19 protein-coding genes are annotated in these 20812 nt (G+C 67.1%); 3 read left to right on the top strand and 16 right to left on the bottom strand.

Translation table 11 applies throughout. The features are described 5' to 3' along the window. Window positions 1–5: 5 nt before the first annotated feature. The 15 genes from rnhB to rpsB all read right to left on the bottom strand — a co-directional run bounded on the left by rnhB (window position 6) and on the right by rpsB (window position 14937). Window positions 6–686, bottom strand: a complete 681-nt coding sequence (rnhB, locus tag CAL29_RS16090; RefSeq protein WP_373559774.1) for a ribonuclease HII — start codon at window positions 684–686, stop codon at window positions 6–8. Then, window positions 673–1899 (bottom strand): lipid-A-disaccharide synthase, encoded by a 1227-nt coding sequence (lpxB, locus tag CAL29_RS16095; RefSeq protein ID WP_094854133.1) that lies wholly within the window; start codon window positions 1897–1899, stop codon window positions 673–675. Before lpxB ends, rnhB begins: the two co-directional genes overlap by 14 nt. Window positions 1900–1979: 80 nt before the next feature. Beyond that, a complete protein-coding gene (gene lpxA, locus CAL29_RS16100) occupies window positions 1980–2774 on the bottom strand; it encodes an acyl-ACP--UDP-N-acetylglucosamine O-acyltransferase (RefSeq protein ID WP_094853965.1) in 795 nt (264 codons plus the stop codon). Next, window positions 2775–3227, bottom strand: coding sequence for a 3-hydroxyacyl-ACP dehydratase FabZ (gene fabZ, locus CAL29_RS16105; RefSeq protein ID WP_094853966.1), 453 nt, complete (start codon window positions 3225–3227; stop codon window positions 2775–2777). It abuts the gene before it with no gap. 89 nt (window positions 3228–3316) lie between these two features. Further along, window positions 3317–4414, bottom strand: coding sequence for a UDP-3-O-(3-hydroxymyristoyl)glucosamine N-acyltransferase (lpxD, locus tag CAL29_RS16110; protein WP_094853967.1), 1098 nt, complete (start codon window positions 4412–4414; stop codon window positions 3317–3319). 16 nt (window positions 4415–4430) lie between these two features. Further along, window positions 4431–4991, bottom strand: a complete 561-nt coding sequence (locus CAL29_RS16115; protein ID WP_094853968.1) for an OmpH family outer membrane protein — start codon at window positions 4989–4991, stop codon at window positions 4431–4433. A 100-nt stretch (window positions 4992–5091) separates the two neighbouring features. After that, window positions 5092–7425, bottom strand: a complete 2334-nt coding sequence (gene bamA, locus CAL29_RS16120; RefSeq protein ID WP_094853969.1) for an outer membrane protein assembly factor BamA — start codon at window positions 7423–7425, stop codon at window positions 5092–5094. Between the two features lie 68 nt (window positions 7426–7493). Then, window positions 7494–8828 carry an RIP metalloprotease RseP gene (gene rseP / locus CAL29_RS16125; protein ID WP_094853970.1) on the bottom strand — a complete coding sequence of 445 codons (1335 nt, stop codon included), beginning with the start codon at window positions 8826–8828 and terminating at the stop codon, window positions 7494–7496. Window positions 8829–8876: 48 nt separating this feature from the next. Further along, window positions 8877–10085, bottom strand: coding sequence for a 1-deoxy-D-xylulose-5-phosphate reductoisomerase (locus CAL29_RS16130; RefSeq protein ID WP_094853971.1), 1209 nt, complete (start codon window positions 10083–10085; stop codon window positions 8877–8879). Continuing rightward, the gene (locus CAL29_RS16135; RefSeq protein WP_094853972.1) at window positions 10082–10936 is read right to left on the bottom strand and encodes a phosphatidate cytidylyltransferase; all 855 of its coding nucleotides are present in this window, start codon (window positions 10934–10936) and stop codon (window positions 10082–10084) included. Before CAL29_RS16135 ends, CAL29_RS16130 begins: the two co-directional genes overlap by 4 nt. Window positions 10937–10978: 42 nt before the next feature. After that, window positions 10979–11737 (bottom strand): polyprenyl diphosphate synthase, encoded by a 759-nt coding sequence (gene uppS, locus CAL29_RS16140; protein WP_094853973.1) that lies wholly within the window; start codon window positions 11735–11737, stop codon window positions 10979–10981. A gap of 17 nt (window positions 11738–11754) precedes the next feature. After that, window positions 11755–12315 carry a ribosome recycling factor gene (gene frr / locus CAL29_RS16145; RefSeq protein WP_094853974.1) on the bottom strand — a complete coding sequence of 187 codons (561 nt, stop codon included), beginning with the start codon at window positions 12313–12315 and terminating at the stop codon, window positions 11755–11757. A 16-nt stretch (window positions 12316–12331) separates the two neighbouring features. Continuing rightward, complete coding sequence (gene pyrH / locus CAL29_RS16150) at window positions 12332–13048, bottom strand: UMP kinase (RefSeq protein ID WP_094853975.1); 717 nt, start codon at window positions 13046–13048, stop codon at window positions 12332–12334. A 120-nt stretch (window positions 13049–13168) separates the two neighbouring features. Next, the gene (gene tsf, locus CAL29_RS16155) at window positions 13169–14047 is read right to left on the bottom strand and encodes a translation elongation factor Ts (RefSeq protein WP_094853976.1); all 879 of its coding nucleotides are present in this window, start codon (window positions 14045–14047) and stop codon (window positions 13169–13171) included. Between the two features lie 137 nt (window positions 14048–14184). Further along, a complete protein-coding gene (gene rpsB, locus CAL29_RS16160; protein WP_094853977.1) occupies window positions 14185–14937 on the bottom strand; it encodes a 30S ribosomal protein S2 in 753 nt (250 codons plus the stop codon). Between the two features lie 296 nt (window positions 14938–15233). Here rpsB and map point away from each other — a divergent pair, with 296 nt between their 5' ends. The 3 genes from map to CAL29_RS16175 all read left to right on the top strand — a co-directional run bounded on the left by map (window position 15234) and on the right by CAL29_RS16175 (window position 19246). Then, a complete protein-coding gene (gene map, locus CAL29_RS16165) occupies window positions 15234–16055 on the top strand; it encodes a type I methionyl aminopeptidase (RefSeq protein ID WP_094853978.1) in 822 nt (273 codons plus the stop codon). A gap of 16 nt (window positions 16056–16071) precedes the next feature. Then, on the top strand, window positions 16072–18678 hold the full coding sequence (locus tag CAL29_RS16170; RefSeq protein ID WP_094853979.1) for a [protein-PII] uridylyltransferase: 2607 nt from the start codon (window positions 16072–16074) through the stop codon (window positions 18676–18678). A gap of 94 nt (window positions 18679–18772) precedes the next feature. Continuing rightward, a complete protein-coding gene (locus CAL29_RS16175; RefSeq protein WP_094853980.1) occupies window positions 18773–19246 on the top strand; it encodes a disulfide bond formation protein B in 474 nt (157 codons plus the stop codon). Window positions 19247–19281: 35 nt separating this feature from the next. On the opposite strand, the gene purF is transcribed toward CAL29_RS16175, so the two are convergent. After that, complete coding sequence (gene purF / locus CAL29_RS16180) at window positions 19282–20799, bottom strand: amidophosphoribosyltransferase (RefSeq protein WP_094853981.1); 1518 nt, start codon at window positions 20797–20799, stop codon at window positions 19282–19284. Between the last annotated feature and the right edge of the window lie 13 nt (window positions 20800–20812).

Consider the following 20812-nt stretch of genomic DNA (forward strand, 5'->3'; position numbering starts at 1 on the left):
GCTTTTCAGTCCGCCACCAGCGGCATCGTGGTCACCGTGGTTATGGTGGTCAGCGTGGTCTCGACGACCAGGGTCTCCACCGTGCCGGCCACCCACGCCTTGACCGGCGCGAAGCTCTGCCGGTGTTCGGGACAAGGCCCGTGCTCGCGCAGGCGCTCCAGGTGCATGGCGGTGCCATAGCCCTTGTGCTGGTCGAAGCCGTAGTGCGGGTACTTGCCGTGCAGGCGCACCAGGTCGGCGTCGCGCGCCGTCTTGGCCAGGATGGAGGCGGCGGAGATGGCCGGCACCAGGGCGTCGCCCTTGATGATGGTCTTGACGCCGCACTTCAGCTTGGGCGCCTGGTTGCCGTCGACCAGGGCCAGCCCCGGCTTGACGGGCAGGCCCGCGACGGCGCGCTGCATCGCCAGCATGGTGGCGCGCAGGATGTTGAGCTTGTCGATTTCCCTGACGCTGGACTTGGCGATGAACCAGGCCAGGGCATTTTCACGGATGAGCACGGCCAGTTCGTCGCGCCGTTCCGCGGTCAGCACCTTGGAATCGGCCAGGCCGTCTATCGGCCGGGCCGGGTCCAGGATGACGGCGGCGGCATAGACGGCGCCGGCCAGCGGCCCGCGGCCAGCCTCGTCCACGCCGGCCACGATGACGTCGGCCAGCCCATCCATGCCGAAGAGGTCAGACTGATCCACGGGAGGACACCTCGATAATCGCCCGCGCCGCCAGCGCCGGCGTGTCGCGCAGCAGGTCCTGGTGCAGCGCCGTGAACCGCGCCTGCACGCGCGCCGCATTGGCGTCGTCGGTCAGCGCCGTCCACGTGGCCTCCGCCAGCTTTTCGGGCGTGGCGTCGTCCTGCAACAGTTCCGGTACGGCGAAGTCGCGCAGCAGCACGTTGGGCAGGCCCACCCACGGCAGATAGGGACGCTGCTGTTTCGACTTCCACGCCATGATACGGCGCATCCACGTCGGCAGGTAGTAGGAAATCACCATGGGCCGCTTGAACAGCGCCGCCTCCAGGGTGGCCGTTCCGCTGGCCACCAGCACCGCGTCGGCCGCTTCCATCACGGACCAGGCCACGGGCGCGGGGCCGCCCCTGCCTTCAGGGTTGCCTTCATTGCCCGCGGCCTCGCCGTCCCCGCGCGCGGCCGGCGCCACGTCGTCCGCCGTGACGATGCGCAGGTTGGCCACGGGATACTGGCGCAGGAAGCCCTCGAACTCCGCGCGGCGCTGCGCGTTGACCATGGGCACCACGCACTGCAGGGCCGGGTCGCGCTGTTGCAGCAGGCGCACGGCCTGCAGGAAGCGCGGCGCCAGCACCTTGATTTCGGAGGAGCGGCTGCCGGGCAGCATGGCCAGGATGCGGGCGCCCTGCTCCAGTCCCAGGCGGGCGCGCGCCGCGGCGCGGTCCGGCTGCATGGGAATGGCGCCGGCCAGCGGATGGCCGACGTAGGTCACCGGAATACCTTCCTTCCGGTAGATCTCTTCCTCGAAGGGAAAGAGCACCAGCATGTGGGAGACCGCCTCGCGTATCTTGTGGATGCGCTCGTAGCGCCAGGCCCAGATGGACGGCCCGACGAAATGCACCGTCGGCACGCCCGCCTGCCGCAATTGCAGCTCCAGCTTCAGATTGAAATCCGGCGCGTCGATGCCGACGAACACCGAGGGCGGCGCCGCCAGCAGGCGCCGCTTGGTATCGCCGTAGATGGACAGCAGGCTGGGAATCCGCTTGAGCGCGTCGATGTAGCCGAACACGGTCAGCGCGTGCATGGGATGCCAGGATTCGAAACCCTGGGCCAGCATCCGCGGCCCGCCTATGCCCTGGCAGACGACGCCGGGTTCGTGCTGTTGCAGGCCCTGGATGATGCGGCCGGCCAGCAGGTCGCCCGAAGGCTCGCCGGCGACCATGCCGATATGGGTGGCCGGCCCGGCGGCACGGAGGCCGCTGTCCGGCGCCGCCTGCGCCCCGGCGGGCGTCGCGCCCGCGCTCACGGCCGGATGATGCCGCGGTTGCTGACCTCGATGAAGTCCAGCATGACTTGCAGCGCCTCGCGCGTTTCCGGCTCGCGCGCCTGGCGTTCGCGCAGCTCCGCGGCGGCTTCCTGCAAGGACAGGCCGCGGCGGTAGATGGCCTTGTAGGCATCGCGCAGCGCCGAGATGACGACCGGGCTGAAGCCGCGCCGCTTCAGGCCCTCGACGTTCACGCCCACCGGCCGGCAGGGATTGCCCGCGGCCAGCACGTAGGGAGGCGTGTCCTGCATCAGCGAGCTGTTGCCGCCGGTCATGCTGTGCGCGCCGATGCGGCTGAATTGGTGCACGCCGACCAGGCCCCCGATGATCGCCCAGTCGCCCACGCGCACGTGGCCGCCCAGTTGCACCGAATTGGCCAGGATGGTGTTGCTGCCGATATGGCAGTCGTGCGCCACGTGCACATAGGCCATGACCCAGTTGTCGCTGCCTATGGTGGTGACGCCGCCGTCCTGCACCGTGCCGGTATTGAAGGTCACGAATTCGCGGACGGTGTTGCGGTCGCCGATTTCCAGGCGGGTCGGCTCGCCGTTGTACTTCTTGTCCTGCGGCATCCCGCCGATCGAGCAGAACCGGTAGAAACGGTTCTCGCGCCCGATCGTGGTGACGCCGTCGATGACGCAGTGCGGACCGATCTCCGATCCCGCGCCAATGCGCACCTTGGGTCCGATCACGCTATACGGGCCGATCACGACGGAACTGTCGATTTCGGCCGCCGGGTCGACGATGGCGGTGGGATGGATATTTCCGGACATTTAAACTTCCAGGCTACGGATGGCGCACATGAGCTTGGCCTCGGCCACCAGTTGGCCATCGACCAGCGCACGGCCGGAATATTTACAGATGGTGCGGCTGAGGCGTTCGGCATCGACCTCGATGCGCAATTGGTCGCCCGGCACCACCGGACGGCGGAAACGCGCGCCGTCGATACCCACGAAATAATAAACCGTCGAGTTGTCGTCTTTCTTCAGCGCGTTTTCGTCGGCGAAGGAAAACAGCGCGGCGGCCTGCGCCATGGCTTCCAGGATCAGGACGCCGGGCATGACGGGATGATGGGGGAAGTGTCCCGTGAAGAACGGTTCGTTGATCGAAACGTTCTTGATCGCCACGATGGATTTACCAGGCTGGATGTCGAGCACGCGATCGATCAGAAGCATCGGATAGCGGTGCGGCAAACGGTCCAGGATCCCCTTTATATCGAGTTCCATGTCTTTGATATTCCTGCAGTACGAAGGGTGATGTGGGCTGGCGCCCGCCGGCGCCAGTGTATCCCCGGCGGCGCAGGCGGCATCCTGCCCTATTTTTTTTCAAGGTCGCGCAAGCGGCGACGTATTTGTCCCAATTGTTGTATCACGGCGGCATTGCGTTGCCATTCCCCGTGTTCCGCATAGGGATATACGCCAGTGTAGCGGCCGGGCCGGGAGATATTCGACGTAATCGGCGTGCCGCCTGAAATATGGACGTCGTCGCCCAAGGTCAGGTGCCCGGAGAGCATCGAGGCGCCGCCTATCGTGCAGCGCTCCCCGATGGTGGTCGAGCCGGCGATGCCAACGCAGGCGGCCACCGCGGTAAAGGCGCCGATGCGCACGTTGTGCGCGACCATGATCTGGTTGTCCAGCTTGACGCCGTTGCCGATGACCGTGTCTTCCAGCGCGCCGCGGTCGATGGTCGTATTCGCGCCGATTTCCACGTCGTCGCCGATGCTGACGCCGCCGAACTGCGGAATCTTGCCCCAGGCGCCGCGGCCGCCCTGCGCCGGATCGGGCGCGAAGCCGAAACCGTCGGCCCCCAGCACGCAGCCGGAATGCAGGATGGCGCGGGCGCCTACGGTTACGCCCGCATACAACGTAACCCGCGCGTGCAACAAGCTATCCGGGCCTATCCTGGAACCCGCGCCGATCACGCAGGCGGGCCCAAGCACGGTGTTATCGCCGATGTGCGCGCCCGCTTCCACCACGCAGTGCGGGCCGATGCGGACGTTCTCGCCGATCGCCGCATCGGCGGCTACCACGGCGCTGGGATGCACGGACGCCGCGGCCGCGGGCCGGCGCGCGCGCTCGAACCACTGCGCCACGCGCGCATACAGCAGATAGGGATTCTTGCAGACGACGCGGACGAATCCGGGCGCGTCCGCGGCCGCCGCCAGGGCCTCCTCCACGTCGGGAGAGACGATGACCGCCCCCGCCTGGGTGGCGGGCAACTGGCTCTGGTAGCGGGGATTGGCGAGGAAACTGATTTCCGTCGCACCCGCGCTGGACAAGGTGCCCAGGCCCTGGATGCGGGGAAGTGTCCTGCCGGCCGCGGCGCTGAGCCGCCACTCGAGACCCGTGGTGTCGGTGGCGGTTAACAGATCGTCGAGCGACGGTGCATGGTCGGGATCCAGCAGGATGGGCATGGACGATGCTTGATGCTTACTTGCCCAGGGCCTGGATCACCTTGTCGGTGATGTCGACACGCGGATTGACCGTCACGGCGTCTTGCAGGATCAGGTCGTAGTTTTCCTGCTCGGCGATGCGCTTGATGGCGGCATTGGCCTTTTCGACGATGGAGGAGAATTCCTCGTTGCGGCGGCGGTTGAAGTCTTCCTGGAACTCGCGGCGGCGGCGTTGCAGGTCGGCGTCGCTATTGCTCAGGTCGCGCTGGCGCTTGACGCGGTCGCCTTCGGACAGCACGGGCGCGTCCTTGTCGTACTTTTCGGCCTGGGCGCGCAGGGCGGCCGCGGCACGTTGCAGGTCATCGTCGCGACGCTTGAATTCGGATTCGATCTTGGCCTGGGCGGCCTTGGCCGGGCCCGACTCGCGGAGGATTCTTTCGGTATTGACGAATCCGATTTTGGTACCTTGCGCCGCGGCGGGAGCCGCATACGCACCGCCCGCCAGCAGCGCGCCCGCCAAGACCAGCGTGCCCATCAGGTTGACGGAAGCCGCGCGGGAGATACGACGGGACAGATTGCGTGCGAAATCAGACATCATGAAAATCTCACCTTCGATAAGGTCTAGCAAAACGTTATTGTGCCACTAAACCGGATAGGCAATAGGCGGCCGGAAACATCCGGCCACTATTGGCTTGCTTTTAGAAACCAGTACCGATCTGGAACTGGAAGCTCTGTGAATCGTCACCCGGCTTCTGATTGAGCGGCCTCGCGTAGGACAGTTGCAGCGGTCCCAGCGGCGATTGCCACGACAGGCCGACACCCGCGGAGAAACGCCAGCCGCAAGGATCGGTTACCGGATCGCTGGCCTTGCCGGTCGTGCAAGTCATGCCCGAACCCGGCTTGACCTGGCCGGCATCGGTGAAGATGAACCAGCGCAGCGTCCGGTCCTTGTTGGCGCCGGGGAAAGGCAGGTACAACTGGGCGTTGGCCACGATGCGGCGCGCGCCGCCGATATAGTCGCCGGTCGCCGTATCGCGCGGACCGAGCGACGAGCCTTCGTAGCCGCGCACGCTGCCGATACCGCCCGCGTACACGTTCTTGATGACCGGGAAGTCCTTGCTGCCGTACGCCGTGCCCCAGTCGACCATGCCGTTCAGGGCCAGCGTATAGCTGCGGCCCAGCGGCACGAAGATCTGCTGCTGGCCCGACAGCATCGTGTAGCGCAGATCCATCGTCGAGCCCTGGGCCTCCAGCTTGGTGAAGTAACCCTTGGTCGGCGCCAGCGCGCTGTCGCGGGTGTCCTTCTGCCAGCCGGTCGACAGGATCAGGGCATTGGTCGAATCGCCGTACTGGTCGACGAAGTCCTTGTAGGCCTGCGGGGAGTCGTCGTACAGATCGATCTGGTTGCGTTCGAACGCGCCGCCCAGGGTGATGCGGTCGTATTCCGAGATCGGGATGCCGAAGTTCAGGCCCAGGCCGTAGGTCTTGACGCGGTATTCGCCGTCGTTGTCGAGGAAGGGCCGGGTCTGGCGGTAGTACAGCGAGGTCGTGCGGCTGATGCCGTCCTTGGTCCAGTACGGATCGGTGTGCGACAGCACCACGGCGCGGTTGGTGGCGCTGGTGTTCAGTTGCAGCGTCAGGTTGGTGCCGCTGCCGAACACGTTGTCCTCGCTGATGCCCGCGGACAGGATGGCGCGGTCGGTCGAGCCGTAGCCCACGCCCAGGTTGACCATGCCGGTGGGCTTTTCCTTCACGTCGACGTTGACGTCGACCTGGTCGGGGGAACCCGGGACCGGTTCGGTCTTGACGTTGACGTCGTTGAAGTAGCCCAGGCGGTCGATACGGTCGCGCGACATCTTGATGTCGCCGGCGTCGTACCACGCGGCTTCCTGCTGGCGCATTTCACGGCGCACCACTTCGTCGCGGGTGCGAGTGTTGCCGCCGATCTGGATGCGGCGGACGTACACGCGGCGGCTGGGGTCGACGTAGAACGTCAGGTCGGCCTCGTGCTTGGCGCGGTCCATCTGCGGATTCGGGTTCACGTTGGCGAACGCATAGCCGAGCTCGCCCAGGTAGTCCGTGATGGCCTTGTTGGTGTCGTTGACCTCGGCGGCGGAGAAGGTGTCGCCGGCCTTGATCTTGACCAGTTTGTTGATTTCGTTGTCCAGGCCGAGCAGGTTGCCGGCCAGCTTGACGCTGCGCACCTTGTACGGCTCGCCTTCATGCACCGTGAAGGTGATGTAGATGTCCTTGCGGTCGGGCGAAATCGTCACCTGCGGCGGCTCGGAGGTGAATTCGAGGTAGCCGCGGTCCAGGTAGAAGGAGCGGATGCGCTCGATGTCGCCTTCCAGCTTTTCGCGGGAATACTTATCGGTGTCGGTGTACCAGGTCAGCCAGCCCGGCGTGGTCAACTGGATCTGGTCCAGCAGGTCGCTTTCGGAGAAGGCCTTGTTGCCGACGAAATGGATCTCGCGGATGCGCGCCACTTCGCCTTCGAAGATATCGAAGCTGATGCCGACGCGGTTGCGCGGCAGCGGGGTGACGGTGGCCGTGACTTCGACGCCGTACTTGCCCTTGGTCATGTACTGCTGCTTGAGTTCGAACTCGGCGCGCTCCAGCATGGAGCGGTCGAAGATGCGGCCCTCGGCGAAGCCCACCTGTTTCAGCGAGTCGGTGATCGCCTTGGCGTCGAACTCGCGCATGCCATTGAAACTGATGGATGCAATGGTTGCCCGTTCCTGCACAGTCACCACCACGACGTCGCGGTCGGTGTCCACGCGCACGTCGCTGAAGAAGCCGCTGCCGTAGAGGCGGCGCACCGCCTCGGTGGCGTCGTCTTCCGTGAACTTCTGGCCGACCTTGACGGGCAGGTAACCGAACACCGTGCCGGCGTCGATACGCTGGATGCCCTCAACGCGGATGTCCCGTACGACAAAAGGTTCGAAGGCGTGAGCCAGCGCCGGCAACAGCAGCATGGCAAGAAGGCTCGCCCACAATCCCTTCTTGTTTTGAAACAGCCTGCGGAAAAGCATCCTGGATAGTCCTCGGTCGTACGAATGGCGGGGGATTTTAAGGCAGAAAGCGCGTTCGTGGCACGCGGCTAGGTGAAAAGCCGCGCAAAATCATTGAAAAGCGCGAGCCCCATCAGGCCGGCCAGCAGCCCCAGGCCGGCGCGCTGCCCGATATCCAGCCAGCGCGATGGCGGCGGACTGCCACGCAAAATTTCGATGAGATAGTACAGCAGGTGCCCGCCGTCCAGCATGGGGATAGGTAGGAGATTGAGGACGCCCAGGCTGATGCTGATCAGCGCCAGATAGGAAATATAGGCGGCCAGGCCGATGCGGGCGGTCTGCCCCGCGTAGTCGGCGATCGTCACCGGACCGCTGATATTGCGCCAGGACACGGCGCCGGTCACCATGCGGCCCATCATGCGCAGGGAGAACCAGGCGGTGTCAGCGGTACGGACCGCGCCCTGCCACAGGCTCTCGCCCAGGCCGTAGCGCACCGTGACCATGGGGATGTCGGCGCCCAGTTGCACGCCGATGCGGCCGATGACCCGCCCTTCGGCGTCGTGCTCGGCCTGCGGCACCACCGACAGCGTCAGCTCGGCGCCGTCGCGCCGCACCTGCAGGGGCAGCGCCTTGTCGGGGTATTGCTGCACGATCTGCACCACGCGGCCGGCATCCGGGGTGGCCTGCCCGCCCGCGCCGACGATGACGTCGCCGTCGCGCAGGCCGGCGCGCTCGCCGGCGCTGCCCGGTATCACCCCGCGCACCACCGGCTTGGGTTCGAGCAGGCGCAGGCCGGTCGCGGCCAGGGGATCGCCTTGCGCCGGATCCATGCGGCTGCCGTCCAGCGTGAGGGTGCGGCGCTGCGTGCCGCCGGCCGCCGCCGCCACGTCGACCTCGACCTGGCCGCCCTCGCTGACGCGGTCCATCAGCGCCCAGCGCGCGTCGTTCCAGGACGCCACGGCCTTGTCGTCGATCGCCACGATGCGGTCGCCGGACTGGAAGCCGGCCTGCGCGGCCGGCGTGCCCGCCACCGGCTGCGCCAGCAGCGCGGCGGGCTCTTGCACCCCGGCCAGGTTCAGGCCGGCATACAGCAGCACGGCCAGGATCAGGTTGAACACGGGGCCGGCGGCGACGATGAGAATGCGGTTGCGCACCGGCTGGTTGTTGAACGCGCGGGCGGCCTGCGCCGGCGTGGCGCCGGGCTCGGGATCGTCCTGCATCTTGACGTAGCCGCCCAGGGGGATGGCCGAGATGGCCCACTCGGTGCCGTGCCGGTCGGTGCGGCGCAGCAGCACCTTGCCGAAACCGATCGAGAACCGATGCACGATGACGCCGCAAGCGCGCGCCGCCCAGTAGTGGCCCAGCTCGTGGAACGTAATCAGGATGCCGAGGGCCACGGCAAAGGCGAGCAAGGTCAGGAGCATTTCAAAAAATCCGGGAACAGAAAGGGGGCCGCGCACCGGCGGCCAGGGTCACGCCGCCGCCCGGCCTATCCATTCGAGCACGTGGGCGCGGGTTTCCGCGTCCAGGCCGAGGACATCCTCCAGGCCGCCCAGCGTAACAGATGGCCGCCCGGCCTGCCACTGCAAGGCCTGCGCGATGACCGGCGCGATGCGGGTGTAGGCCAGGCCGCCCGCCAGGAAGGCGGCCACCGCGACTTCGTTGGCCGCGTTCAGCGCGATACAGGCGCCCTGCCCCGCCCGCAGGGCGTCGAAACAGAGGCCCAGGCAGGGAAAGCGGCGCAGGTCCGGCGCCTCGAAATCGAGCCGTCCCCAGCGCACCAGGTCCAGCATCCCCACGCCGCTTTGCAGCCGGTCGGGGAAACCGAGCCCGTAGGCGATGGGCGTGCGCATGTCCGGCTGGCCCAATTGCGCCAGCACCGAACCGTCGTGGTACTCGACCATCGAATGCACCACGCTCTGCGGGTGGATCACCACCTCGATGCGGTCGGCCGGCATGGCGAACAGCCAGTGCGCCTCGATGACTTCCAGCCCCTTGTTGACCATGGTGGCGGAATCGACGGAGATCTTGCGGCCCATGCTCCAGTTGGGATGGGCGCAGGCCTGCTCGGGCGTGACCGCATGCAAGGTGTCGGGATCGCGGCCGCGGAAGGGCCCGCCGGACGCCGTGACGATCAGCCGGCGCACGCCGGCCGCCGGCTCGGTCGGCGCGCTGGCGCGGCTGCCGTGCGGCAGGCATTGGAAGATCGCATTGTGTTCGCTGTCGATAGGCAGGAGTTCGGCGCCGTTGTCGCGCACTGCCGCCATGAACAACGACCCGGCCGCGACCAGGGCTTCCTTGTTGGCCAGCAGGATGCGCTTGCCCGCCCGCGCCGCCGCCAGGGACGACGGCAGGCCGGCCGCGCCGACGATGGCGGCCACCACGGTGTCGCAGCCCGGATCGGCGGCGGCCTCCGCCAGCGCCTGGGCGCCGACGCGGATCGCCGGCCTGGCGCCCGCGCCGCGCCAGGCCTGCCGGAAACGGTCCGCCGCCGCGTCGTCCGGCACCACCACCAGCGCGGCGCCGGTCGCGGCGGCCTGTTCCGCCAGCTTTTCCATGCGGCTGAACGCCGACAGGGCGAAGACGCCCAGGCGGTCGGGATGGCGCGCGATGACGTCGAGCGTGCTCTCCCCGATGGAGCCCGTCGACCCCAGCAGCGCGATGCGTTGAAATGCCCTCAAAACGCGACTCCGATAAGAATGAAGGCCAACGGCGCCACCGGCAGGACGGCGTCGATGCGGTCGTAGACGCCGCCGTGGCCCGGCAGCAAGGCGCTGGAATCCTTGCGGCCGGCGCGCCGCTTGAGCAGGGATTCGAACAGGTCGCCGATGATGGACAGCGCCGCCAGCACGGCGGCCAGCGGCAAGGCGCCGCCCCAGCCCCAGCGCGCCACCAGGGCGGCGCCGAAGGTCGGCGCCCACTGGCTGCTGAGCGCGATCCAGGCCACCACGGCCAGCACGCCGGCCAGCGCGCCCTCCACCGTCTTGCCCGGGCTGACGCGGGGCGCCAGCTTGCGGCGGCCGAAGGCGCGGCCGGCGAAATAGGCGGCGATATCGGCCACCCAGACCACCGCCAGCAGCGACAGCACGAACCACGGCCCGCGCTGCGCGAACAGCATGGCCAGCACCGCCCAGGCCGCGAGCAGCGCCGGCACGGCGAACAGGCTCAGGCCCGCGCTGGCCGGCGCGACGTCGGCGCGGCCCCGGACCACGGTCGGAATGGCCACCACGATCCAGAGCGCCACGGCCAGGGGAACCACGCCGCGGAACATGATGGCGCTGGCCCACTGGCTGGCCGCCGCCGCGGGGGCCTGGAGCCAGAGCGCGGCCAAGGCCAGGGACGCCAGCCCCAGCAGCACGCCGCCGAGCACGGCGGCGCCGGGCCTGGGCAGGGTCAGCCGCAGCCATTCCCAGCCGGCGCAGCCGGTGGCCAGGGCCAGCAAGGCCAGGAAAGGCCATGGCGTGGCGACGCTCATGGCCAGACCCAGCACGATCAGCAAAACGACGGCGGTAGCGATACGCTGGCCTAGCATGCGGGAAAGTCTCCTGGTGATCGCGGACCGCCGGCGGGGGCGTCAGCGTTTGCCCAACTGCGCGCTGGTGCGGCCGAAGCGGCGCTCGCGGGTGCGATACCACTCGAACGCCGCCTCGAGTTCGGCGGCGCCGAAATCCGGCCAGTAGCGGTCGGTGAAATAAAGCTCGGTATAGGCCAATTGCCAGATCAGGTAATTGGAAATGCGCTGCTCGCCGCCGGTGCGGATGAACAGGTCGGGCTCGGGCGCCCAGGCCATGGACAGGTAGCGCGTCAGCGTGGCTTCGTCGATGCCCTCGGGATGCTGCGCCAGCTCGGGATTCTCCGCCAGCATGCGGCGTGTCGCCTGCAGGATGTCCCAGCGGCCGCCGTAGTTGGCGCAGATCGACAGGTGCAGGCGGTCGTGATGGGCCGTGCGCGCCTGCGCCTGCTCGATCAGGTCGCGCAGGCGCGGCTCGAAAGGCGCCAGGTCGCCCACCACGCGCAGGCGCACGCCCTGCCCGTCCAGCTTGTCGACCTCGCGCTCCAGCGCCTGCACGAACAGGCGCATGAGCAGCGAGACTTCCTCGGCCGGGCGGCGCCAGTTCTCCGAACTGAAGGCGAACAGCGTCAGGTAGCGCACGCCCAGGCGTCCGCAACCCTCGACGACGCGGCGCACCGCCTGCACGCCCTTGGCGTGGCCGGCCGTGCGCGGCAAATGCCGGCGCGTGGCCCAGCGGCCGTTGCCATCCATGATGATGGCCACGTGCCGGGGGACCGCCGATGTCTCGGGAACGGCCTGGGTGGTGCTGATCAAACCCATGTTATGGCATGCCGCCGTCAGACGGTCATGATCTCCGCTTCTTTCTGGGTGACCAGCTTGTCGATGTCGGCGACGCAGCGGTCGGTCAGCTTCTGCACGTCGTCCTGGGCGCGGCGCTCGTCGTCTTCCGAGATCGACTTGTCCTTGACCAGCTTCTTCAAGGCGTCGTTGGCCTCGCGGCGCAGGTTGCGCACGGCGATCTTGGCGTCCTCGCCTTCGTTGCGCACCACCTTGGTCAGGTCGCGGCGGCGCTCCTCGGTCAGGGCGGGCATGGGCACGCGGATGCTTTCGCCCATGGACACCGGGTTCAGGCCCAGGTCCGACTCGCGGATGGCCTTCTCGATCGGGCCGGCCATCTGCTTTTCATAGGGCTGCACGTTCAGGGTGCGCGCGTCGACCAGGTTGACGTTGGCCACCTGGCCCACCGGCACGGGCGAACCGTAGTACTCGACCAGCACGTGGTCCAGGATGCCGGTGTGGGCACGGCCGGTGCGGATTTTCGACAGGTTGACCTTGAGCGTGTCGATGGACTTGCTCATGCGGGATTCGGCCGATTTTTTGATGTCTGCGACGCTCATGGCGACTCCTTGTATTTCAAACGTGTACCAGCGTGCCTTCGTCCTCGCCGCTGACGGCGCGCTTCAAGGCTCCCGATTTGTTGATGGAAAAGACCTTGATGGGCAGCTTCTGGTCGCGGCACAGGGCGAACGCGGTGGCGTCCATGACTTCCAGGCGGCGCACGATGGCCTCATCGAAACTGATGCGAGCATAACGCGTCGCCTCGGGATCCTTGTTGGGGTCCGCGCTGTAGATGCCGTCGACCTTGGTGGCCTTGAGCACGATTTCCGCGCCGATCTCGGCGCCGCGCAGCGCGGCGGCCGTATCGGTGGTGAAGAAGGGGTTGCCGGTGCCCGCCGCGAAAATGACGACCTTGCCCTCTTCGAGGTAGCGCAGCGCCTTCGGACGGATGTAGGGTTCGACGACCTGCTCGATGTTCAGCGCCGATTGCACGCGCGTGTCGACGCTGCGGTGCTTGAGCGCGTCCTGCAGGGCCAGGGCGTTCATGATGGTGGCCATCATGCCCATGTAGTCGGCGGTGGCCCGGTCCATGCCCTGGGCGCCCGGCGCCACGCCGCGGAAAATGTTGCCGCCGCCGATGACGATGGCGAGCTCGACGCCCAAGGCGACGATCTCGGCGATTTCCTCGGTCATGCGCGCGATGGTCGCGCGATTGATCCCGAAGGCGTCATCGCCCATCAGCGCCTCGCCGGACAGCTTGAGAAGAACCCGTTTGTACGATCTGGTTGCCATGGGCGATATCCCTTTGAGGTTCGATCCGACGAAAGTGTAAGACAAGAAACAGGCCGGCCTAGACTACGCCTAGTGCCGGCCTGCTGGTAAAGATGCGCGAAAAGCCGGACTATGCGCCTGTCAGGCGGTGCCCGCCGCCGCCGCGGCCACTTCCGCCGCGAAGTCGGTAACCTTCTTCTCGATGCCTTCGCCCACGATGAACAGGGCGAATTGCGAGATCTTGGCGTTTTCGGCCTTCAGCATCTGCTCGACGGACTGCTTGTCGTTCTTGACGAAGGGCTGCGACAGCAGCGTGACTTCCTTCAGGAACTTCTGCACCGAGCCTTCCACCATCTTGGCGACGATGTCGGCCGGCTTGCCCGATTCGGCGGCCTTCTGCTCGGCCACCGAGCGTTCCGTGGCGATGTCCGCCGCCGGCACGCCGTCGGCGTTCAGGGCCTTGGGCTTGGTGGCGGCGATGTGCATGGCCAGGTCCTTGCCGACGCTGTCCGCGCCGCTGAACTCGACCAGCACGCCGATGCGGCCGCCGTGCACGTAGCTGGCCAGCTTGTCGCCGGTTTCGATGCGCTTGAAGCGGCGCACCGAGATGTTTTCGCCGATCTTCCCGACCAGGGCGGAACGCGTCGATTCGACGGTGCCTTCGCCGAAGGGCAGATCGGACAGCGCGGCCACGTCGGCCGGGTTCTTCACGGCGACGAGTTCGGCCAGCTTGTTGACGAATTCGACGAAGTCGGCGTTCTTGCCCACGAAGTCGGTTTCGCAGTTGACTTCGATGACGGCGCCCTGCTTGGCGTCGGGCGTGATGAACAGGCCGATCAGGCCTTCGGCGGTGACGCGCGAGGCGGCCTTGCTGGCCTTGTTGCCCAGCTTGACGCGCAGGATTTCCTCGGCGCGGGCCAGGTCGCCCTCGGCTTCGGTCAGCGCCTTCTTGCATTCCATCATGGGCGCGTCGGTCTTCTCGCGCAGTTCCTTGACCATCGAGGCGGTAATTTCAGCCATGCTTTGCTCCATTCTGTCTAAAACACGCCCCGGCGGGCCGGGGCATGTGGGTTTGCTGCGGGAGGCGCGGCCGGGCTCGCGCCCGGCATCGCGGCGGCGGCGCGGGGACGCCTGGCCGTCCTGGACGACGCGGCGGCTTAGGCCTGGCCGTCCTGCACTTCCACGAATTCTTCCTGGCCTTCCTCGCCGGCGCCTTCGACCAGACCATGCAGGTTCTGCTCACGGCCTTCCAGCACGGCGTCGGCGATGCCCTTGGCGTACAGCGCGATCGCCTTGGCCGAGTCGTCGTTGCCGGGGATGACGTAATCGATGCCGTCGGGCGAGTGGTTGGTGTCGACCACGGCCACGACCGGGATGCCCAGCGTGCGCGCTTCGGCGATGGCGATCTTGTGATAGCCGACGTCGATGACGAACAGGGCGTCGGGCAGGCCGTTCATGTCCTTGATGCCGCCGATCGACTTGTTCAGCTTGTCCAGTTCGCGCTGGAACAGCAGGCCTTCCTTCTTGATCATGCGCTCGGCGCCGCCGTCGGCCACGACCGTTTCCATGTCCTTCAGGCGCTTGATCGAGGTCTTGACCGTCTTGAAGTTGGTCAGCATGCCGCCGAGCCAGCGGGCGTCGACGTAGGGCATGCCGGCGCGGGCGGCTTCGCCGGCGACGATTTCACGGGCGGCGCGCTTGGTGCCGACGAACAGGATGTTGCCGCCGCGGGCAGCCAGTTGCTTCACGAACTTGGTGGCTTCCTGGTACTTGGCGACCGTCTGTTCCAGGTTGATGATGTGAATCTTGTTACGCTGACCGAAGATGTACTGCGCCATCTTCGGGTTCCAGTAACGGGTTTGGTGGCCAAAGTGGACACCGGCTTCCAGCATTTCACGCATGAGGGACATAATGTTCGCTCCGAGGGTTGGGTCTTGCGCTGCGCCTGTATCGACGGCGGGGTCCGGGTTTGCCAACCTGGACTGACCTCGCCTCCGACACCCTGGGTGGCGGCAGCACGCGATTTGAATGGGTAACGTATTAGGGGTCTAATCAACGGATCCGGACCCTTCAACGCCTCCCGACTACTTACTTGCACTTCTACTTCGCTACTACTTGCACTTCTACTTCTGCTCTCTCTTACCCTTGGTTTTTCGGGTAAGCCTATAATTCTACTATTTTTCGCAGACCGAACTCAAGCTGATACATGGGCATAGTCACCGACCCCGCCGATTTGGACAAAATGCGCCTGGCCTGCCAGGGCGCCGCACGCGTACTCGATTATCTGACCCCGTTTGTCAAGCCGGGCGTCACCACGGGCGAGCTCGATCGCCTGGCGCTCGACTACGTCAACCACACGCTACAGGCGAAATCGGCCACGGTAGGGTATGCCCCGCCCGGCTACCCGCCCTTCCCCGGCGCCATCTGTACCTCGGTCAACCACCAGGTCTGCCACGGCATTCCCGGCGACAAGGTGCTGAAGAACGGCGACATCGTGAACATCGACGTCACCATCATCAAGGACGGCTGGTTCGGCGACACCAGCCGCATGTACTACGTGGGCGAGCCCTCCGTGCTGGCGCGCCGCCTGACGGACACCACCTACGAATGCATGTGGCTGGGCATCCAGCAGGTGCGCGGCGGCGCCACCCTGGGCGACATCGGCCATGCCATCCAGAAATACGCCGAGGGCAAGGGCTATTCCGTGGTGCGCGAATTCTGCGGTCACGGCGTCGGCCGGCGCTTCCATGAAGACCCCCAGGTGCTGCACTACGGCAAGCCGGGCAGCGGCGTGAAGCTGGTGCCGGGCATGATTTTCACCATCGAGCCGATGATCAACGCGGGCCGCCGCGAAATCCGCCAGCTTTCCGACGGCTGGACCGTGGTGACGCGCGACCACAGCCTGTCGGCCCAGTGGGAACACACCGTGCTGGTGACGGAAACCGGCTATGAGGTGCTGACCGTGTCGCCCGACATGCCGGCGCCGCCCGCCTTCATCGCCGAACCCGTGGCCCTGCCCGCCGCCTGATCCCTCATCCGCAGCCATGACCGCCCCGGACATCCCCGCGCTACGCGAGCGCATGCGTGACAGCCGGCAGAAGGCCATCGAGTCCTTCCGCGCGCACGAACGGCCGGATACGCTGCTGCACGAGCTGCGCCGCATCACCGACCACACGCTGCGCGAGCTCGTCAAGCAATGCCCCCTGCCCGCCGGCGCCGCCCTGGCGGCGGTGGGCGGCTACGGGCGCGGCGAACTCTACCCCTATTCCGACGTCGACCTGCTCATCCTGCTGCCGCACGCGCCGTCCGAGCGCGACGAAAGCGCCATCGGCCAGTTGGTGGCGGCGCTCTGGGACCTGGGCATGGAGCCGGGCCACAGCGTGCGGACCATCGAGGACTGCGAGCGCGAGGCCCAGGCCGACATCACGGTCGAGACCGCGCTGCTGGAGTCGCGCTGGCTGGCGGGCAGCCGCGCGCTGATCCGGCAGTTCGAGGCCGCCATGCACGCGCGCCTGGACCCCGCCAAGTTCTTCCGCGCCAAGCGCATCGAAATGCAGCAGCGCCATGCGCGCTACCAGGACACGCCGTACGCGCTGGAGCCGAACTGCAAGGAATCGCCCGGCGGCCTGCGCGACCTGCAGGTGATCCTGTGGATGGCGCGCGCGGCCGGCTTCGGCGAAAGCTGGCGCGAGGTCGCCAACGCGGGCCTGCTCACGGCGTCCGAGGCGCGCAACCTGCGCCGGGCCGAGCAGGCCTTCAAGCGCCTGCGCATCGAACTGCACCTGCTGGCCAAGCGCCGCGAGGACCGCGTGCTGTTCGACCTGCAGCCGGCCCTGGCCGAGGTCTACGGCATCAAGGCCACCGCCACGCGGCGCGCCAGCGAGCTGTTGATGCAGCGCTATTACTGGGCCGCGCGCCTGGTGACGCAGCTCAACACCATCCTGGTGCAGAACATCGAGGAACGGCTGTTCCCGCGCCCGGCCGAGGACGCGCAGGCCATCGACGAGGATTTCCGCAGCCTGCACGGCCGCCTGGACATCATTCGCGACGACGCCTTCGAGCGCAATCCCACCTTGCTGCTGCGCGCCTTCCTCACCATGCAGCAGCACCAGGAACTCAAGGGCATGTCGGCGCGCACGCTGCGCGCCATCTGGCATGCGCGCGACCGCATCGACGCGCAGTTCCGCCGCAATCCGGTCAACCGCAAGCTGTTCCTGCAGATATTGCAGCAGCCGGCGGGCATCGTGCACGAGCTGCGCCGCATGACCATGCTGAACATCCTGCCCCGCTACCTGCCCGTGTTCCGGCGCATCGTGGGACAGATGCAGCATGACCTGTTCCACGTCTATACCGTGGACCAGCACACCCTCCAGGTCATCCGCAACCTGCGCCGCTTCACCATGCCGGAGCACGCGCAGGAATATCCGCTCGCCAGCCAGTTGATTTCGGAGCTGGACGACCACTGGCTGCTCTACGTGGCCGCGCTGTTCCACGACATCGCCAAGGGCCGCGGCGGCGATCATTCCGAACTGGGCTCGCGCGACGTGCGCCGCTTCGCGCACGAACACGGCCTGGCGCCGGCCGACGCCGAACTGGTCGAGTTCCTGGTGCGCCAGCACCTGCTGATGTCGACGGTCGCGCAGAAGCGCGACCTGTCCGATCCCGAGGTGGTGCGCGAGTTCGCCGCCGCGGTCAAGGACGAACGCCACCTGACGGCGCTCTACCTGCTGACCGTGGCCGATATCCGCGGCACCAGTCCCAAGGTCTGGAACGCCTGGAAGGGCAAGCTGCTGGAGGACCTCTACCGCCTGACCCTGCGCGCGCTGGGCGGCGGCCAGGCCGACGCCCACACGGTGCTCACCGACCGCAAGGCCGAAGCCGCGCGGCTGACGCGCCTGGGCGGGCTGCGCGACGACGCCCGCGAAGCGTTCTGGAAGCAACTGGACGTGGCCTACTTCCTCCGCCACGACGCTTCCGACATCGCCTGGCATACGCGCCATCTCTACCACCGCCCCGCGCCGGAGGAGGCCGTGGTCAAGGCGCGCCCCACCGAACAGGGCGAAGGCCTCCAGGTCATGGTCTACACCCGCGACGTGCCGGACCTGTTCATGGTGATCTGCGGCTTTTTCGACGCCAAGTCGCTCAGCATCCAGGACGCCCGCATCCACACCACGCGGCACGGCTACGCGCTGGACAGCTTCATCGTCCTGCTGCCCGAGGGGCAGCAGGACCTGCGCGCCCAGGCCACGCTGGTCGAACACGAACTGGCGGCGCGCCTGCGCGAAGCGCGGACCGATGCGCAGCCCGCGGCGTCGCAGGGCGCGATGTACGGACGCGCGCGGCTCTCGCGCATGTCGCGCATGTTCCCGGTGCCGCCGCAGGTCGAACTGCAGCCCGACGAACGCAGCCAGTCGTGGCGCCTGCAGGTGACCGCCACCGACCGCTCCGGCCTGCTGCACGCCCTGGCGCGCGTGTTCGCGCGCCACGCGGTCAATCTGCAGATGGCCAAGGTGATGACGCTGGGCGACCGCGTCGAGGACGTCTTCATCCTCGAAGGCTCGGCGCTGGAGCGGCCGCGCTCGCAAATGCGGTTCGAGCACGACATACTGGAAGCCCTCGCGGGCGACAATGCGCAGAAGGCGGCCGCCTGACCCACTGCTGGAACTCCGGGCGCTTTCGGCGCTCTTATGGCATTGCCCTCCAGGACCCTGACGGGCCCTGGCCTCACCCCGACGTAGGAACCCCATGTTCGCCTCCAACCGACGCTTGCTGATCCTGATTGCCCTGTTGTCCTTCGCCGCCGTCGGCGTGGCCCTGGTCTCGCAATACGCGTTCGATATGCAGCCCTGCGCCTATTGCGTGCTGCAACGCCTGATCTACCTGGTGGTGGGGGTGGTGTGCCTGCTCACCGCGCTGGGCGGCGGCGTGCTGCGCCGGCTCGGCGCCCTGCTGGGGCTGGCGCTGTCCGCCTGCGGCATATGGGCGGCCTATTACCAGTACACGGTGGCGTCCAAGCTGCTGTCCTGCGCCCAGACCTTCGCCGACCGCTTCATCGCCAGCCTGGGGCTGGACACGCTGCTGCCGCAGGTCTTCGGCGCCTACGCCACCTGCGCGGACGCCGTGGTCAAGGTCCTGGGCGTGGAGTATGCCCTGTGGAGCCTGGGATTGTTCGTGATCCTGGCGCTGCTGTCGCTGGCGGCGCTGCTCAAGCGCGCCTGACGGACGGGCGGCAGCGCCGCCCTGCCCGATCCCGATCAGCCGTCGTTGGCGGCGTAGCCCATGTTGAACTGCAGGCCGCCGTGCTCCTCGCCGCTGCCCTGGTCGCGGCTTTGTTGCAGGCGCTCCAGGTATTCGGGCGTGATGTCGCCGGTGACGTACTGGCCGTCGAAGCAGGACGCCTCGAAGCGCGCCATGGCCGGATTCAGGTCGCGCACCGCCTGCTGCATATCGTTCAGGTCCTGGTAGACCAGCGCGTCGGCGCCGATGGTGCGGGCGATTTCCTCGTCCGTGCGGCCGGTGGCGATGAGTTCCTTCTGCGTCGGCATGTCTATGCCGTACACGTTGGGGAAACGCACCGGGGGCGCCGCCGAGGCGAAGAACACCTTGTTGGCGCCGGCCGCGCGCGCCATGTCGACGATTTCGCGGCTGGTGGTGCCGCGCACGATGGAGTCGTCCACCAGCAGCACGTTCTTGCCCTTGAACTCCATGCCGATGGCGTTGAGCTTCTGGCGCACCGACTTCTTGCGCACGGCCTGGCCCGGCATGATGAAGGTGCGGCCGACGTAGCGGTTCTTGATCAGGCCCTCGCGATAGTCCAGGTTCAGGCGGGCTGCCAGTTGCATGGCCGCCGGACGCGAGGAATCGGGGATGGGCATGACCACGTCGATATCGCCGAGACGCAGGCGGCGCGCGACGTTGTCGGCCAGGTATTCGCCCATGCGCAGGCGCGCGTCGTAGACCGAGACGCCGTCCATCAGCGAATCGGGACGGGCGAAGTACACGTACTCGAAAATGCAGGGAACCAGTTGGGCGTTCTCGGCGCACTGGCGGCTGACGATGCGGCCGTCCAGGTCGATGAAGACGGCCTCGCCGGGCGCGATATCGCGCACGAAGCTGAAGCCGCTGCCTTCCAGCGCCACCGATTCGGACGCCAGCATCCACTCCACGCCCTCGTCGCCTTCCATGCGGCCCAGGCATAGCGGACGGATGCCGTTGGGATCGCGGAAACCCAGCAGGCCGTAGCCGGCGATCTGCGCGATCACCGCATAGGCGCCCTTGACGCGGCGATGCACGGCGCCGACGGCGCGGAAGATCGCGTCGTCGTCCAGCGACACGCCGTTGGCGGAGGATTGCAGCTCATGCGCCAGCACGTTCAGCAGCACTTCCGAATCGGAATTGGTGTTGATGTGGCGGCGATCGACGCGGAACAGCGATTCACGCAGCTCGCGCCAGTTGGTGAGGTTGCCGTTGTGCGTCATCATGATGCCGAACGGCGCGTTGACGTAGAACGGCTGCGCCTCTTCCTCGGAGTCGCTGGATCCCGCGGTGGGATAGCGCACCTGGCCGACGCCGCTGTTGCCCGGCAGCGAGCGCATGTTGCGGGTGCGGAAAACGTCCCGCACCAGGCCGTGCGCCTTGTACATATTGAACTGGTTGCCCTGTGCGGTGGCGATCCCCGCCGCATCCTGGCCGCGATGCTGCAACAGCAGCAAGCTGTCATAGAGCAACTGGTTGACAGGGCCGCGCCCCATGACACCTACGATTCCACACATGGCAATTTCCTGT

It is taken from the genome of Bordetella genomosp. 10 (assembly GCF_002261225.1).
Lineage (GTDB): Bacteria > Pseudomonadota > Gammaproteobacteria > Burkholderiales > Burkholderiaceae_B > Bordetella_C.

Bases quoted from the DNA above. Each gene is read 5' to 3' on its own strand.
- lpxB (WP_094854133.1), bottom strand. From the start codon at position 1,899: ATGGTCGCCGGCGAGCCTTCGGGCGACCTGCTGGCCGGCCGCATCATC.
- lpxA (WP_094853965.1), bottom strand. From the start codon at position 2,774: ATGTCCGGAAATATCCATCCCACCGCCATCGTCGACCCGGCGGCCGAA.
- fabZ (WP_094853966.1), bottom strand. From the start codon at position 3,227: ATGGAACTCGATATAAAGGGGATCCTGGACCGTTTGCCGCACCGCTAT.
- lpxD (WP_094853967.1), bottom strand. From the start codon at position 4,414: ATGCCCATCCTGCTGGATCCCGACCATGCACCGTCGCTCGACGATCTG.
- CAL29_RS16115 (WP_094853968.1), bottom strand. From the start codon at position 4,991: ATGATGTCTGATTTCGCACGCAATCTGTCCCGTCGTATCTCCCGCGCG.
- bamA (WP_094853969.1), bottom strand. From the start codon at position 7,425: ATGCTTTTCCGCAGGCTGTTTCAAAACAAGAAGGGATTGTGGGCGAGC.
- rseP (WP_094853970.1), bottom strand. From the start codon at position 8,828: ATGCTCCTGACCTTGCTCGCCTTTGCCGTGGCCCTCGGCATCCTGATT.
- CAL29_RS16135 (WP_094853972.1), bottom strand. From the start codon at position 10,936: ATGCTAGGCCAGCGTATCGCTACCGCCGTCGTTTTGCTGATCGTGCTG.
- uppS (WP_094853973.1), bottom strand. From the start codon at position 11,737: ATGGGTTTGATCAGCACCACCCAGGCCGTTCCCGAGACATCGGCGGTC.
- frr (WP_094853974.1), bottom strand. From the start codon at position 12,315: ATGAGCGTCGCAGACATCAAAAAATCGGCCGAATCCCGCATGAGCAAG.
- pyrH (WP_094853975.1), bottom strand. From the start codon at position 13,048: ATGGCAACCAGATCGTACAAACGGGTTCTTCTCAAGCTGTCCGGCGAG.
- tsf (WP_094853976.1), bottom strand. From the start codon at position 14,047: ATGGCTGAAATTACCGCCTCGATGGTCAAGGAACTGCGCGAGAAGACC.
- rpsB (WP_094853977.1), bottom strand. From the start codon at position 14,937: ATGTCCCTCATGCGTGAAATGCTGGAAGCCGGTGTCCACTTTGGCCAC.
- map (WP_094853978.1), top strand. From the start codon at position 15,234: ATGGGCATAGTCACCGACCCCGCCGATTTGGACAAAATGCGCCTGGCC.
- CAL29_RS16170 (WP_094853979.1), top strand. From the start codon at position 16,072: ATGACCGCCCCGGACATCCCCGCGCTACGCGAGCGCATGCGTGACAGC.
- CAL29_RS16175 (WP_094853980.1), top strand. From the start codon at position 18,773: ATGTTCGCCTCCAACCGACGCTTGCTGATCCTGATTGCCCTGTTGTCC.
- purF (WP_094853981.1), bottom strand. From the start codon at position 20,799: ATGTGTGGAATCGTAGGTGTCATGGGGCGCGGCCCTGTCAACCAGTTG.